Annotated in this window: 12 protein-coding genes, 1 pseudogene and 2 riboswitches; of the genes and pseudogenes, 7 read left to right on the top strand and 6 right to left on the bottom strand. The window is 69.6% G+C overall.

The window, feature by feature from the left end:
• Nucleotides 1-33 precede the first annotated feature (33 nt).
• From cobO to EP380_RS04375, 5 genes are all read right to left on the bottom strand, one after another.
• Nucleotides 34-648 carry a cob(I)yrinic acid a,c-diamide adenosyltransferase gene (cobO, locus tag EP380_RS04395; RefSeq protein ID WP_127596995.1) on the bottom strand — a complete coding sequence of 205 codons (615 nt, stop codon included), beginning with the start codon at nt 646-648 and terminating at the stop codon, nt 34-36.
• Nucleotides 649-1164, bottom strand: a complete 516-nt coding sequence (gene cobU / locus EP380_RS04390; RefSeq protein ID WP_106572433.1) for a bifunctional adenosylcobinamide kinase/adenosylcobinamide-phosphate guanylyltransferase — start codon at nt 1162-1164, stop codon at nt 649-651. It lies immediately after the preceding gene.
• Nucleotides 1157-1873 carry a CbtA family protein gene (locus EP380_RS04385; RefSeq protein ID WP_127596993.1) on the bottom strand — a complete coding sequence of 239 codons (717 nt, stop codon included), beginning with the start codon at nt 1871-1873 and terminating at the stop codon, nt 1157-1159. The genes cobU and EP380_RS04385 overlap by 8 nt, the downstream gene beginning before the upstream one ends.
• 13 nt (nt 1874-1886) lie before the next feature.
• A complete protein-coding gene (locus EP380_RS04380; RefSeq protein ID WP_106572434.1) occupies nt 1887-2066 on the bottom strand; it encodes a CbtB domain-containing protein in 180 nt (59 codons plus the stop codon).
• 36 nt (nt 2067-2102) lie between these two features.
• Nucleotides 2103-2294, bottom strand: a riboswitch (cobalamin riboswitch).
• Between the two features lie 96 nt (nt 2295-2390).
• Entirely contained in the window at nt 2391-2984 is a 594-nt protein-coding gene (locus tag EP380_RS04375) for a LysE family translocator (protein WP_127596991.1), read from the bottom strand.
• A gap of 105 nt (nt 2985-3089) precedes the next feature.
• Nucleotides 3090-3290, top strand: a riboswitch (cobalamin riboswitch).
• A 38-nt stretch (nt 3291-3328) separates the two neighbouring features.
• Between EP380_RS04375 and EP380_RS04370 the strand changes: the two genes are divergently transcribed.
• From EP380_RS04370 to EP380_RS04340, 7 genes and pseudogenes are all read left to right on the top strand, one after another.
• Nucleotides 3329-3784 carry a DUF1636 family protein gene (locus tag EP380_RS04370; RefSeq protein WP_127596989.1) on the top strand — a complete coding sequence of 152 codons (456 nt, stop codon included), beginning with the start codon at nt 3329-3331 and terminating at the stop codon, nt 3782-3784.
• Entirely contained in the window at nt 3781-4818 is a 1038-nt protein-coding gene (gene cobW, locus EP380_RS04365) for a cobalamin biosynthesis protein CobW (RefSeq protein ID WP_127596987.1), read from the top strand. Before EP380_RS04370 ends, cobW begins: the two co-directional genes overlap by 4 nt.
• A 19-nt stretch (nt 4819-4837) precedes the next feature.
• Entirely contained in the window at nt 4838-8185 is a 3348-nt protein-coding gene (gene cobN / locus EP380_RS04360) for a cobaltochelatase subunit CobN (RefSeq protein ID WP_127596985.1), read from the top strand.
• Nucleotides 8182-9519 (top strand): precorrin-3B synthase, encoded by a 1338-nt coding sequence (cobG, locus tag EP380_RS04355; protein WP_127596983.1) that lies wholly within the window; start codon nt 8182-8184, stop codon nt 9517-9519. Before cobN ends, cobG begins: the two co-directional genes overlap by 4 nt.
• Nucleotides 9516-10148 carry a precorrin-8X methylmutase gene (locus EP380_RS04350; protein WP_127596981.1) on the top strand — a complete coding sequence of 211 codons (633 nt, stop codon included), beginning with the start codon at nt 9516-9518 and terminating at the stop codon, nt 10146-10148. Before cobG ends, EP380_RS04350 begins: the two co-directional genes overlap by 4 nt.
• Nucleotides 10145-10885, top strand: coding sequence for a precorrin-2 C(20)-methyltransferase (locus EP380_RS04345; protein WP_106572441.1), 741 nt, complete (start codon nt 10145-10147; stop codon nt 10883-10885). The genes EP380_RS04350 and EP380_RS04345 overlap by 4 nt, the downstream gene beginning before the upstream one ends.
• Nucleotides 10882-11659: pseudogene (locus EP380_RS04340) on the top strand (precorrin-3B C(17)-methyltransferase). The gene EP380_RS04345 and the pseudogene EP380_RS04340 overlap by 4 nt, the downstream one beginning before the upstream one ends.
• On the opposite strand, the gene EP380_RS04335 reads toward EP380_RS04340, so the two are convergent.
• Nucleotides 11608-12387 (bottom strand): cobalt-precorrin-6A reductase, encoded by a 780-nt coding sequence (locus tag EP380_RS04335; protein ID WP_127597523.1) that lies wholly within the window; start codon nt 12385-12387, stop codon nt 11608-11610. The pseudogene EP380_RS04340 and the gene EP380_RS04335 sit on opposite strands and share 52 nt — an antisense overlap.
• Nucleotide 12388 lies beyond the last annotated feature (1 nt).

Genomic DNA, 12388 nt, shown 5'->3' with positions numbered 1-12388 from the left:
GCGGCGTCTCGCGGGCCCGACAAACAGACATTGCTAGAACTCGATACCCTTTTGCGCCTTCACGCCGGCGGCGAAATGATGCTTGACCTGCCCCATCTCGGTGACGAGGTCCGCGGCCTCCGCCAAGGCGGGCTTGGCGTTGCGACCGGTGACGACGACATGCAGATCGTCGCGCCGGGCCTTGAGCGCCTCGACGATCTTTTCCACGTCGAGATAGTCGTAGCGCAGGGCAATGTTGAGCTCGTCGAGAATGACAAGGCCGATTTCGGGATCGGCCATCAATGCCTCGGCTTTGGTCCAGGCGGCCTCGGCAGCGGCCACGTCGCGCTTCAGGTCCTGGGTCTCCCAGGTGAAGCCCTCGCCCATCGCATACCATTCCACCTTGCCGCCGAAGGTCAAAAGCGCGTCCTTCTCGCCGGTGTGCCATGCGCCCTTGACGAACTGGACGACGCCGACCTTGCGGCCGTGGCCGAGCATGCGCAGCGCGAGCCCGAAGGCCGCCGTCGACTTGCCCTTGCCCGGGCCGGTATTGACGATCAGCAGGCCCTTTTCGATCTTTTTCGACGCCACTTCGGCGTCCTGAACGGCCTTGCGCTTCTCCATCTTTGCGCGATGGCGCGCGGCCTCGGTTTCGCTGACTTGTTTCATCTATTTCACCCGCATCGGCAGTCCGGCGACCATGAAAACGACCTCGTCTGCCACGGCCGCGACCGCCTGGTTGAGGCGCCCGGCCGCGTCGCGAAAACGGCGGGCGAGCGCGTTGTCCGGCACGATGCCGAGGCCGACCTCGTTGGCGACCGCGACCCAAAACCCGCGCGGGGCGGCAAGCGCGGCGACCAGACCGGCGGTCTCGGTCTCCACGTCCCGGCCGGCCAGCATCTGGTTCGACAACCACAAGGTCAGGCAGTCGACCAGAACCGGCCCTTCGGCCTCCGGCGTGGCCAAAGCCCCGACAAGATCGAGCGGCGCATCGTGCGTCGACCAACGCCGGTCGCGCCGGGCCCGATGTGTGGCGATGCGCTCGCTCATTTCGGCATCGAAGGCCTGCGCGGTCGCCAGATAGGTCCAGGGCGCCGGCTGCGCCTCGATCAGCGTTTCGGCGTGCGCGCTCTTGCCCGAGCGCGCACCACCAAGCACCAGGATCAGCCGTCCTTTGTCAGGCAAAGCTTGTCCGCGCATTGTCGGCCTGGCCGAAAAAGCGCGGCCGCAGCGCACCGACGGCCGCGCCCAGCACCAGCCAGAAGACGAGGTTGGTGACGGTGACGACAACGACGAAGCGGTGATGCAGATCGGCCGGAACCGGCGATTCGTGGCTGACCGGCTGTGGCGCGCCGATCAGATGCGGCGCGACGATCAGCGCCACCCCGACCACCGCCCACACGGCCGAGGCGCGAAACGCGATCAGCGCCAGGCCGGCCGCGGTCGCGGCCACGGTGGCGATCCACCATATCTGCCGGGCAACAAGATCGGCAGCCGGCATGGCCGGCAATTCGGGCGGCAGGCCAAGGCCGGGCGCCAGGGTGAAAACGGCGAAACCGGCAAAACCCCAGACGAGACCCTGACGCCAGCCGGCGATGCCACCGGCGAATTCCGACGCCGCGACCAGCAGAAGCCCGAATCCGACACCGGTAACGATGGCGGCGAGTGCCGTATAGAGGTTTCGTTCCATTCCGTCGGCCGGCGCCCAGGCTTCCACGCCATCCTCCGCCTCGGAGACGGCGGCCTCGCCATGATGGTCGCCGCCAGCGCCCTCGAAGGTCTCGGCCTGGAGGATCAGCGGCACGGTCGCGTAGATCTGCATGGCCGTCAGCACGAGCCCGGCCAAAAGCCCGGCGAGCGCCGCGACGAACACGACGTTGCGAAGATCAGACATGTCGAACAATCCGTTAGTGGCAGGGAAATGCCATGGAGTGGCGATAGTCGTGGGCGGCATTGTGGACCGCCTCCATCGGGGCGAAGCCCGAAACCGCGACGACGAAAAGCCCGAGTAGCGCGGCCATCGCTAACGGCATGGCCCGGGATCGAGTCGAGACGGGCGCGCCCAAGGTCGTGGTGTTCGAATTCATGTCCTGTCCTTTCGCCCTCCACCCGAGGGCCTTGGCATTGCGTTCGCGACGACGGCAGGTTTCCTGGCTTGCGGCTCGACGCTCCCTGCCCGCCTTCCCGAAGCAGCGCTTCAGTGGCCTGTGGGGTGGAGCTTGCCGCCTACAGTTGCGGGGGCAGCCGCGGATTTGGGCACGAGGCCCGCACCGCATTCCCTTCTTCCCTCGGGAACCATCGACGATCGGAAACATAACGCAAATCGAAACGGGCGCAAACCTCAATTCACCCGCTCCGCTGTCCCGATGCCGACATCACGGCCCGGGACCGGCCGTCGGTGGTGCTCCCGCTCAGATGCTGAGCGCGAGCACCACCGACAGGATCAGCAGCGCGGCGAAGGCGACGTTGACAATGCGGTTGAGCCGCGGCTCGCGCAGAACTCGGGTCAGAAGGGCACCGCCGGCGAGCCAGACCGTATTGACCAGGGTGAGGATGACAAGCAGCAATCCGGCCTTGATGAACGCGTCGACGATGGAGGAACCGGCAAACAATACGAAGCCGGTAAACATCGCCGCCATCGCCGCGTAGGCCTTCGGGTTGAGCAGGGAAAGCACGATCCCGTCGCCGGCGGAAGGCGCCGGTTTTGTCTGCCGCGCCTCCGACAGCGGCGGCGCGTTGGCGATACGCCAGGCGAGATAGAGGAAATAGGCCGCCGCAGCGGCCGTCACCACGGGCCCGAGCGCGGGCACGGCCAGGACGATTGCGATCACCCCGCTCGCCGTCAGCCCCATGACCAGCACCATACCGAGGAGAAGTCCCGTCATGTAGCCGAGGCCGCGCCGGGCACCGAACGCGGCGCCTGTCGCGGCGAGGCTCAGCGTGTTGGGACCCGGACTGCCGGTCAGCACGAAGCCGGCGACGAGGAACCCGATCAGGTCTTCCATGGTATGCGTCCGTTGCGATCCAGCCGGAAATGACAGGTTCCTACAGTCGAGACGCGGCGGCAAGCCGCCTGGCGCAGCTTGGATTGACAGTTCCGGCGCTCGCGGCCTAAATGCCGGCCTGACGGTTCCCTTCCACGCGGAAGGGCTAAGAGGGAACGCGGTGCGAAGCGACCGGCTTCAACTCCGCGGCTGTCCCCGCAACTGTGAGCGGCGAGCTTCGCGTCGATTGCCACTGGATTTGTCCGGGAAGGCGGCGCGGTGCGGCGACCCGCAAGCCAGGAGACCTGCCGTCGCAACAGCAATCCTAACCGTCCGGCGGGTGACCCGGGCAAGGAGTTCGACGATTGACCTTCGACGACAGGACTGATTCGTCCGCCACGGACCCGGCCGCAACGGCAGACGCGCCGACGCCCGCCACAGCGACAATCCTTGTGTGCAGTTCATGCCGCGGCGCGGACGGCGCCGACGACCGGCCGCGTCCGGGACATTTTCTCGCCGAGGCCGCACGCGCGGCCAGCGACGATACCAGCATCCGGATCGTGGAGATCGAATGCCTGGGCAATTGCAAGCGCCGGCTGAGCGCGGCGCTGTTGCGCGAGGGGGCCTGGAGCTACGTGTTCGGCGACCTCGCGGTCGAAAACGGGGCCGACCTGGTGGCCGGAGCCAAGCTCTTCCAGACCTCCGAGAACGGGCTCATGCCCTGGCGCGGACGGCCCGAATGTCTCAAGCGCGGGCTCGTCTCCAGATTGCCGCCCGCAACCGCCATCGCCCCTGCCGCAACCCAAAAGGTTTCATCATGACTGCTTCCGCCGACCGCGTCCCCTGCACCGTCGTCACCGGTTTCCTCGGGGCCGGCAAGACGACGCTGATCCGCAACCTGATCGAGAACGCCAATGGCCGGCGTATCGCCATCATCGTCAACGAGTTCGGCGATGTCGGCATCGACGGCGAAATCCTGAAAGGCTGCGGCATCGAGAACTGCCCGGAAGAAAACGTGCTCGAACTGGCCAATGGCTGCATCTGCTGCACGGTCGCCGACGATTTCGTGCCGGCGCTCGACCAGATACTGGCGCGCGAGCCGAAGGTCGACCACATCCTGATCGAGACCTCCGGCCTGGCCTTGCCCAAACCGCTGGTGCAGGCGTTCCAGTGGCCGGCGATCAAGGGGCGGGTGACCGTCGACGGCGTGGTGGCGGTGGTCGACGGGCCGGCGCTTGCCGACGGCCGGGTCGCCGCCGACATGGACGCGCTCGCCGCCCAGCGCGCGGCCGACGAAACGCTCGACCACGACGATCCGGTCGAGGAAGTGTTCGAGGATCAGGTTGCCTGCGCCGACCTGGTGATTTTGTCAAAAAACGACCTGCTTGACGAAAATCAGGCCGGCCGCGCCCGCGCGGCGGTGGAGCGCCACCTTGCGCGCGCGGTTAAAATCGTGCCGGCCGCCAACGGCAAGGTCGATGCCTCCGTGCTGCTCGGGCTGGGGCTGGCGGTCGAGGACGATATCGAAAACCGGCGCACGCATCATGACGGCATGCTCGACCACGAGCACGACGATTTCGACACGCATGTGATCGAGCTGCCCGCGATTTCCGATCCCGACGCGCTGGCGCGCCGGGTGACGGCGGCGGCGGAAAATGCCGGCGTGCTGAGGCTCAAGGGTTTTGCCCATGTCGAGGGCAAGCCGATGCGCCTGCTGGTGCAAGCGGTGGGACCGCGCGTGTCGCATTATTACGACCGCGCCTGGGGCCCGGACGAAGCCAAGGGCACGCGCCTGGTGGTGATCGGGCTCAAGGGCCTGGATCGCGAGGCGATCGAAAAGACCCTGGCGGCATAGGAGGACGACCCGCAGCGCGATGCACATCCTCGCCACCAGTTCCGCGACGCTCGACGATCTGATCGAGCCGGTCGACTTGCGCCAGGCGCCGGCCGACATGGTGGCGTTGTCGTTCACCGACAGCGATCTTTCGGCGCTGGCCGCCGCCTGGCGGGCCGAAGGCGAGGCGGTGCCGTCGCTCAGGCTCGCCAGCCTGCGCGAGTTGCGCCACCCGATGTCGGTCGATCTGTGGCTCGACAGCGTCGCCGCCCGGGCGAAAGTGATCCTGGTGCGGCTTCTGGGCGGCTATGACTGGTGGCGCTACGGCTGCGACCGGTTGGCCGAGATCGCGCGTCGAAAGGGCATCGCGCTGGCACTGTTGCCGGGCGAGTGCCGCGAGACCGACGAGCGGCTCGCCGCGTTGTCGACGATCGCTGCCGAGGAGCAGGCCGGCCTGCTCGCCTATTTCCGCGAGGGCGGGACGGCGAACATGCGCGCGCTGCTGCGCCGGATGGCGATGCACGCCGGTCACGACATCGAGGTCGAACCGGCGACACCGCTGCCCAAGGCCGGGTTTTATTGTCCCGGCCACGGCGCGGTCGACGCCGCGACCGCGCTGGCCGCGCGGCCGGACGGCGCGGCGACAGTGCCGCTGCTGTTTTACCGTTCGATGCTGCTTGCAGAGGACGTCGCGCCGATCGACCGGCTTTTCGAGGCGATGGCCACGCGCGGGATGTTTGCCCTGCCGCTGTTCGTCTCCAGCCTGAAGGATCCGGCGGTCCGCGCCTTCGTGACCGATACGGCGCGGCAGCAGGCGGCGCGCGCCATCGTCACCACGACGGCCTTTGCCAGCGGTGCGGAGCCCGGCGCCGAAACGCTGTTCGACGCGCTCGGCGTGCCGGTGTTCCAGGCGGTGATCGCCACGACGCGGCGCGAAGCCTGGCAGAGCGGCGCGCGCGGTCTGGCGCCTGCCGACCTTGCCATGCATGTCGTCCTGCCGGAACTCGACGGGCGTATCCTCGCCGGGGCGATCTCCTTCAAGGACGCTGTCGATAGCGGCGACGCGCTCGCCTATCGCGGCCAGGTCAACCGGCCCGAGCCCGACCGTGTGGACGGTCTCGCCGACCGGATCGCCGCCTTTCTGGCGCTTCAGGCGACGCCGCGCGCAAAACGCCGCATCGCCATCCTGATGCCCGATTATCCGGGCGCGGCCGGGCGCACCGGCTACGCCGTCGGGCTCGACGTGCCGGGCAGTGTCCTGGCCATGCTCGCCGACCTTAAGGCGACCGGCTATGACGTTAAGAACATTCCGGAAACGTCGCGCGAGCTGCTGCGCTTGATCGAGCGTGGCGAAAAGGCCGTGTCGGCCAAGACCTATGCGCGCCATTTCGAAACCCTGCCCGACGCCGCGCGTGTGGCCGTGGAGGCGGCGTGGGGGCCCTCGCCCGCCGACGGATCGGAGGATTTCGGCTTTCGCGCCGCGACGTTCGGCAATGTCACGGTGGCGCTCGCCCCCGATCGCGGACGCGCGGAGGACCGCCGCGCCGACTATCACGACCCGGCCCTGCCGCCGCGCCACGACTTGCTCGCCTTCGGGCTGTGGCTGCGGGAGCGGCACGGGTGCCACGCGCTTGTCCACGTCGGCGCGCACGGCACGCTCGAATGGCTGCCGGGCAAGACAGTGGCGCTGTCAAACGCCTGCTTTCCCGAGATCGTGACCGGCGGCCTGCCGGTGATCTATCCCTTCATCGTCTCCAATCCGGGCGAGGCAGCCCAGGCCAAGCGCCGCATCGCGGCCGTCACCATCGGCCACCTGCCACCGCCTTTAACCGGTGCCAGCCTGTCGCCCGAGCAGCAGGAACTGGAGCGCCTCGTCGACGAATACGCCCAGGCCGACGGGCTCGACCGGCGCCGGCGCGACCGTCTGGCCGGGCTGATCGTGGAGATGGCAGCACGCAACGGTCTTGCCCCGGAAGCCGGCGTTGCGGAGGGCGACGATCCCGACGCCGCGCTGATGAAGATCGACGCCTGGCTGTGCGACCTGAAGGATTTCGCCGTCAAGGACGGTCTGCACATCTATGGCCGCGCGGCCGCACTCGACGACGAACCGATCCGGCAAAACAGCGCCGGCGCCGAACGCGACGCGCTGATCGCAGCCCTCGACGGGCGCCATGTCGCGGCCGGCCCTGCCGGCGCGCCGGCGCGGGGCCGCACCGACGTGCTGCCGACCGGCCGCAATCTCTATACCGCCGACCCGCGCACCATGCCGACGCCGACCGCCTTCGAACTCGGCCGGCTGGCCAGCGAGGAAGTGCTGCGGCGCTACTTGCAGGATCACGGCGACTGGCCGCGCTCGCTGGTGATCGATCTGTGGGGCAGCGCCAGCCTGCGCACCGGCGGCGAGGAGATCGCGCAGGGGCTGGCGCTGATGGGCTGCCGGCCGCAGTGGGACGCCGCCACGGGCCGCGTGACCGGCATAGAGGTCTTGCCGCCGGCGCGCCTGGGGCGGCCACGCGTCGACGTCACCTTCCGTATTTCCGGCCTGTTCCGCGACATGTTCGCGACCCAGATCGCGCTGCTCGACGCCGCCGTCGCCGCGGTGGCCGCGCGCGAGGAGGCGGCCGGCGACAATCCGCTCGCCGAGGCAAGCCGCGGCGGCGCCCGGCCGCAGCGGATTTTCGGCTCCTCGCCCGGCGCCTATGGCGCGGGCATCGAAGGCCTGCTTGCCGGCGGAGCCTGGGCCGAGCGTGCCGAGATCGGGCAAGCGTTTCTGGACGCGACCTCGCACGCGTTCGGCGGCGCCGAGGGCGAGGCCATGGCGGCGCCCGGCGCCTTCGCCGAACGCGTGGCCGACGCCGCGCTGCTGATCCATACCGGCGACGATCCGGGCCGCGACATTCTCGAGGGCTCGGCCGACGTCGCCTTTATCGGCGGTTTCGCCGCAGCCGCGGCCGCGCTCGGCAACAAGGCCGACCTGATCGCGCTCGACACCACCGATCCGGCTAGGCCGCGCGCCCGTTCGGTGGCGGAGGCGGTGACGCGCGTGGTGCGCGCACGCGCGGTCAATCCGCGCTTCATTGCCGGCCAGATGCGCCATGGCCCGCGCGGAGCGGCCGAATTCGCCGAGACGGTCGATCGTCTGGTCGGTTTTGCCGAGACCACGGCGGCGATACCGGGCAGCCTGATCGAGGCCGTGCACGAGGCCTATCTCGGCGACGAACAGGTGCGCGCGTTCCTGCTCAGGGAAAACCCGGCCGCCGCGCGCGCGATCGCCCAGCGCTTCGCCGACGCGCGCCGGCGCGGCCTGTGGCATCCGCGCCGCAACGCCATCGACGACGATCTCGCCGCTCTGATCGCGGAAGCACGCGCCGGGGAGCAGGCGGCATGAACGCGTCCCCGCGGCGCGGCGCCTGCCCGTCCCTGGCCGTACCGATGGAAACCGGCGACGGGCTGCTTATCCGGCTGCAGCCCTTGCAGGGCGGGGTGAGCCCGGTCCAGCTTGCCGGCCTTGCCGAGGCCGCGGCGCGCTTCGGCAACGCGATGATGGAGGTGACGGCGCGCGGCAGCCTGCAGATCCGAGGATTGACCACCAGTTCGGCCGGCGATTTCGCCGCCGCCGTCGACCGGCTCGGCATCGCCGTACGCGACGGCGTGCCGGTCGAAACCGGGCCGCTCGCCGGTCTCGATCCGAGCGAAGCCGCCGATCCGCGCCCGCTGGCAGAAAAGATCCGCGCCGGCATCGCCGCCGCCGGCCTGGCGCCGAAACTGGCCCCGAAAATTTCGGTGATCGTCGATGGCGGCGGGGTCCTGACGCTCGGCGACCTGATCGCCGATCTGCGCCTGACGGCGCTGGATGCGAACTCCTGGCGGCTTGCGGTCGGCGGCACGGCGGCGCGCGCGCGGGTGCTCGGCATCGTGACGGACGAGGCCGCCCACGCTGTGATCGTGACGCTGCTTGAGGCGATCGCCGCCAAAGGAGGTGCTGCGCGCGGGCGCGATCTCGCGCCCGACGAGCTTGCAGGCACGCTGCGCGGCCTCGCCATCGCTGAAGCAGCCGAGACCGATGCCAGGACGCCCGCCGCCTCCCTGCCGGTCGGCCGGTTTGCGCTGAAGGACGATCGCGTCGCCCTGGGCGTCGCGCTGGCCTTCGGCCAGGCCCATGCGGACGCCCTCGCCGGCCTCGCGGCAACGGCCGAACGCGCCGGCATTGCCGAAATCCGCTTCGCACCGGGGCGTGGCCTGATGTTGCCGGCGCCGGCCGACGCCAAGATTTCGACCGTGCGGCAGGCTGCGGAAAAACTCGGCTTCGTTGTCGAGCCCAGCGACCCGCGCCTGTCGGTCGTCGCCTGTGCCGGCCGGCCGGCCTGTGCCGCCGGCCGTTACCGGACCCGTGAGACCGCAGCCGCGATCAGCGAGGCGGCGGCCGGCCTGCTGGACGGCTCGATGCGGCTGCATCTTTCGGGTTGCGCCAAACGCTGCGCGCAGCCGGCACGACCGGGCTGGACGCTTCTCGGTGGCGACGCGGCCCGCATGCTGACCGCCGACAGGGCCGGCGCATACGAAATGCGCGGCAAGGTCGCGGCCGGAGAAGAAGCCGACGCATTCGCACGCTTGACGGCGGCCTTCGCGCGCCACAGGAAGACGAACGAATCTGCCGCCGCCTTCCTGGCCCGCCAGGACGCCTCCACGCTTACCACTTGGCTTCGCCGGGACCCGACATGACAACGACCGACTATATCCGCGACGGCAACGCGATCTACGAACGCTCCTTCGCGATCATTCGCGAGGAAGCCGACCTGACCCGGTTTTCCGACGCCGAGGCCGACGTCGCGGTGCGCATGATCCACGCCTGCGGGCTGGTCGAGGCGGCCGCGCAATTTTCCTTCGCGCCGGGTTTCGTCAAAGCCGCGCGGGCCGCGCTCGTGGCCGGGGCGCCGATCCTGTGCGACGCGGAAATGGTGGCGCACGGGGTGACGCGGGCACGGCTGCCGGCCGACAACGCCGTGATGTGCACGCTTCGCGATGCACGCACCCCCGACCTTGCAAGACAGATCGGCAACACGCGTTCGGCCGCGGCGCTGGAATTGTGGCGCGACCGGCTCGACGGCGCGCTGGTGGCGATCGGCAATGCGCCGACGGCGCTGTTTCATCTGCTCGACATGATCGCGGCCGGCGCGCCGAAACCCGCCGCCATCATCGGCATGCCGGTCGGCTTCGTCGGCGCGGCCGAATCCAAGGACGCGCTGGCGGCGAACGCGTTCGACATCCCCTATGCGATCGTGCGCGGCCGGCTGGGCGGCAGCGCGATGACGGCGGCCTGCATCAACGCGCTGGCGAGGGCGGGCCTGTGACCTCTCCCCGCCCAGGCCGACTGATCGGCGTCGGCACCGGTCCCGGCGATCCCGAACTGTTGACGGTCAAGGCCGTGCGCGCGCTTGAAAACGCCGACGTGGTGGCGCATTTCGCCAAGCGCGGCAACAATTCCAATGCGCGGCGCATCGTGGCCGACTTGTTGCGGCCGGACGTCGCCGAACTGGCGCTGCTTTATCCGGTCACGACCGAGATCGACAAGACCGAGGCCGCCTATCGCCGCGCGATCGACGGGTTTTACGAACAGGCCGCTGCCAGCGTCGCCGAACGGCTCGACGCCGGCCAGACCGTGGCGGTGCTGTCGGAGGGCGATCCCCTCTTTTACGGTTCCTACATGCATCTGCACGTGCGGCTGGCCGAACGCTACCGGGCCGACATCATCCCCGGCGTCACCGCGATGTCCGGCGCATGGTCGCAGACCGGGCTGCCGATCTCCCAGGGCGACGACGTGTTGACGGTGCTGCCCGGCACGATGGCGGAGGCCGAACTTGCGCGCCGGCTTTCCGACACAGACGCCGCCGTGATCATGAAGGTCGGGCGCAACCTGCCCAAAATCCGCCGCGCACTCGAACATGCCGGCCGGCTCGACAACGCCTTTTACGTCGAGCGCGCGACGATGCAAAATGGGCACGCAACACGGCTTGCCGACAAGGGCGACGACGAGCAAGCGCCGTATTTTTCCATCGTGTTGATACCGGGCTGGCGGGGGCGCGCATGACCGGCAGGCTGTTCGTGATCGGCACCGGACCCGGCAATCCGGCCCAGACCACGCCGGAAGCAAGCGCGGCGATCGCCGAGGCCGGGCATTTTTTCGGCTACGGACCCTATCTCGACCGGCTTTCGCTGCGGCAAGACCAGCAGCGCCACGCCTCCGACAATCGCGAGGAGCTGGCGCGCGCGCGCGGCCCTCGGCATGGCGGCCGGCGGTGCCGCGGTGGCGGTCGTTTCGGGCGGCGATCCCGGCGTCTTCGCCATGGCGGCAGCGGTCTGCGAGGCGATCGAAGCCGGCCCGGCGCGCTACCGCTCGATCGATCTCACCGTCGTGCCCGGCGTCACCGCCATGCTGGCGGTCGCGGCCCGGGCCGGCGCGCCGCTCGGCCATGATTTCTGCGCGATCTCCCTGTCCGACAATTTGAAACCCTGGACGCTGGTGGAACGCCGACTGGCGGCGGCGGCCGAGGCCGGGTTCGTGATCGCGCTCTACAACCCGATCAGCCGTGCCCGGCCCTGGCAGCTCGGCCGCGCCTTCGAACTGTTGCGCGCGCATCTGCCGGCGCATGTGCCGGTGGTGTTCGGGCGCGCGGCCGGGCGGGCGGACGAGACCATCACCGTCATGCCGCTCGGCGATGCCGACCCGGCCAAAGCCGACATGGCGACCTGCATCATCGTCGGATCGGCCGAAACGCGGCTGATCGAGCGGCCCGGCCGGCCGGCTCTCGTCTACGCGCCGCGCTCGGCGGAAACGGTTGCGGAAAGGGCGGGCACGGAATGAGCCAGCGCCCGTACCGCCTCGTCCACGCTCGCGACGGTGATGCCGTCTGCGGGAACCGGCGGCCGGCGTACCAATACGCTTTCGATGCCGAGCGTGCGGGCGGCGGCAAGCTTGGCGTAGGTCGCATCGCCGCCGCTATTTTTGGCAAGCACTGCGTCGATGCCGTAGCGCCGGAACAGCGCTTCTTCCGCGTCCTCGGCGAACGGACCACGGGCGAGCAGATACGCGACGGAGGGCAATGCCAGCGGCGGCTCGACCGGGTCGACGCTGCGCACGAGATAAAAATGCCGCGGCGCGGACAGAAGCGGCGCCAGTTCCTGGCGTCCGAGCGCGACGAACACGCGGCGCGGCGCGGTGCCGAGCGCAGCAACCGCCTCGGCGACCGTGCCGACCTCGCGCCAGCGATCGCCCTCGTGCCGCTGCCAGGCAGGCCTGCGCAGCGCAATCAAGGAAACACCGGCGGCGCGCGCGGCCGCGGCGGCATTGGCGGTGATGCGCGCGGCGAAGGGATGGGTCGCGTCGACCAGCACGGTCACGCCTTCGCGGCGCAGCCATGCCTCAAGGCCGGCCGCGCCGCCGAAGCCGCCGACACGCACCGGCACGGGCTGCTCTGGCGGATTGCGGGTGCGGCCGGCGAGCGACAGGGTGAGCCGGCATCGACCCTTGAGCCGCGCGGCCAGATTTCGCGCCTCGCCCGTTCCGCCGAGGATCAGGATATGGTGCTGCATC

Source organism: Nitratireductor alexandrii, from assembly GCF_004000215.1.
Taxonomy (GTDB): domain Bacteria; phylum Pseudomonadota; class Alphaproteobacteria; order Rhizobiales; family Rhizobiaceae; genus Mangrovimarina; species Mangrovimarina alexandrii.
This window is presented reverse-complemented; position numbering and strand designations above follow the sequence as displayed.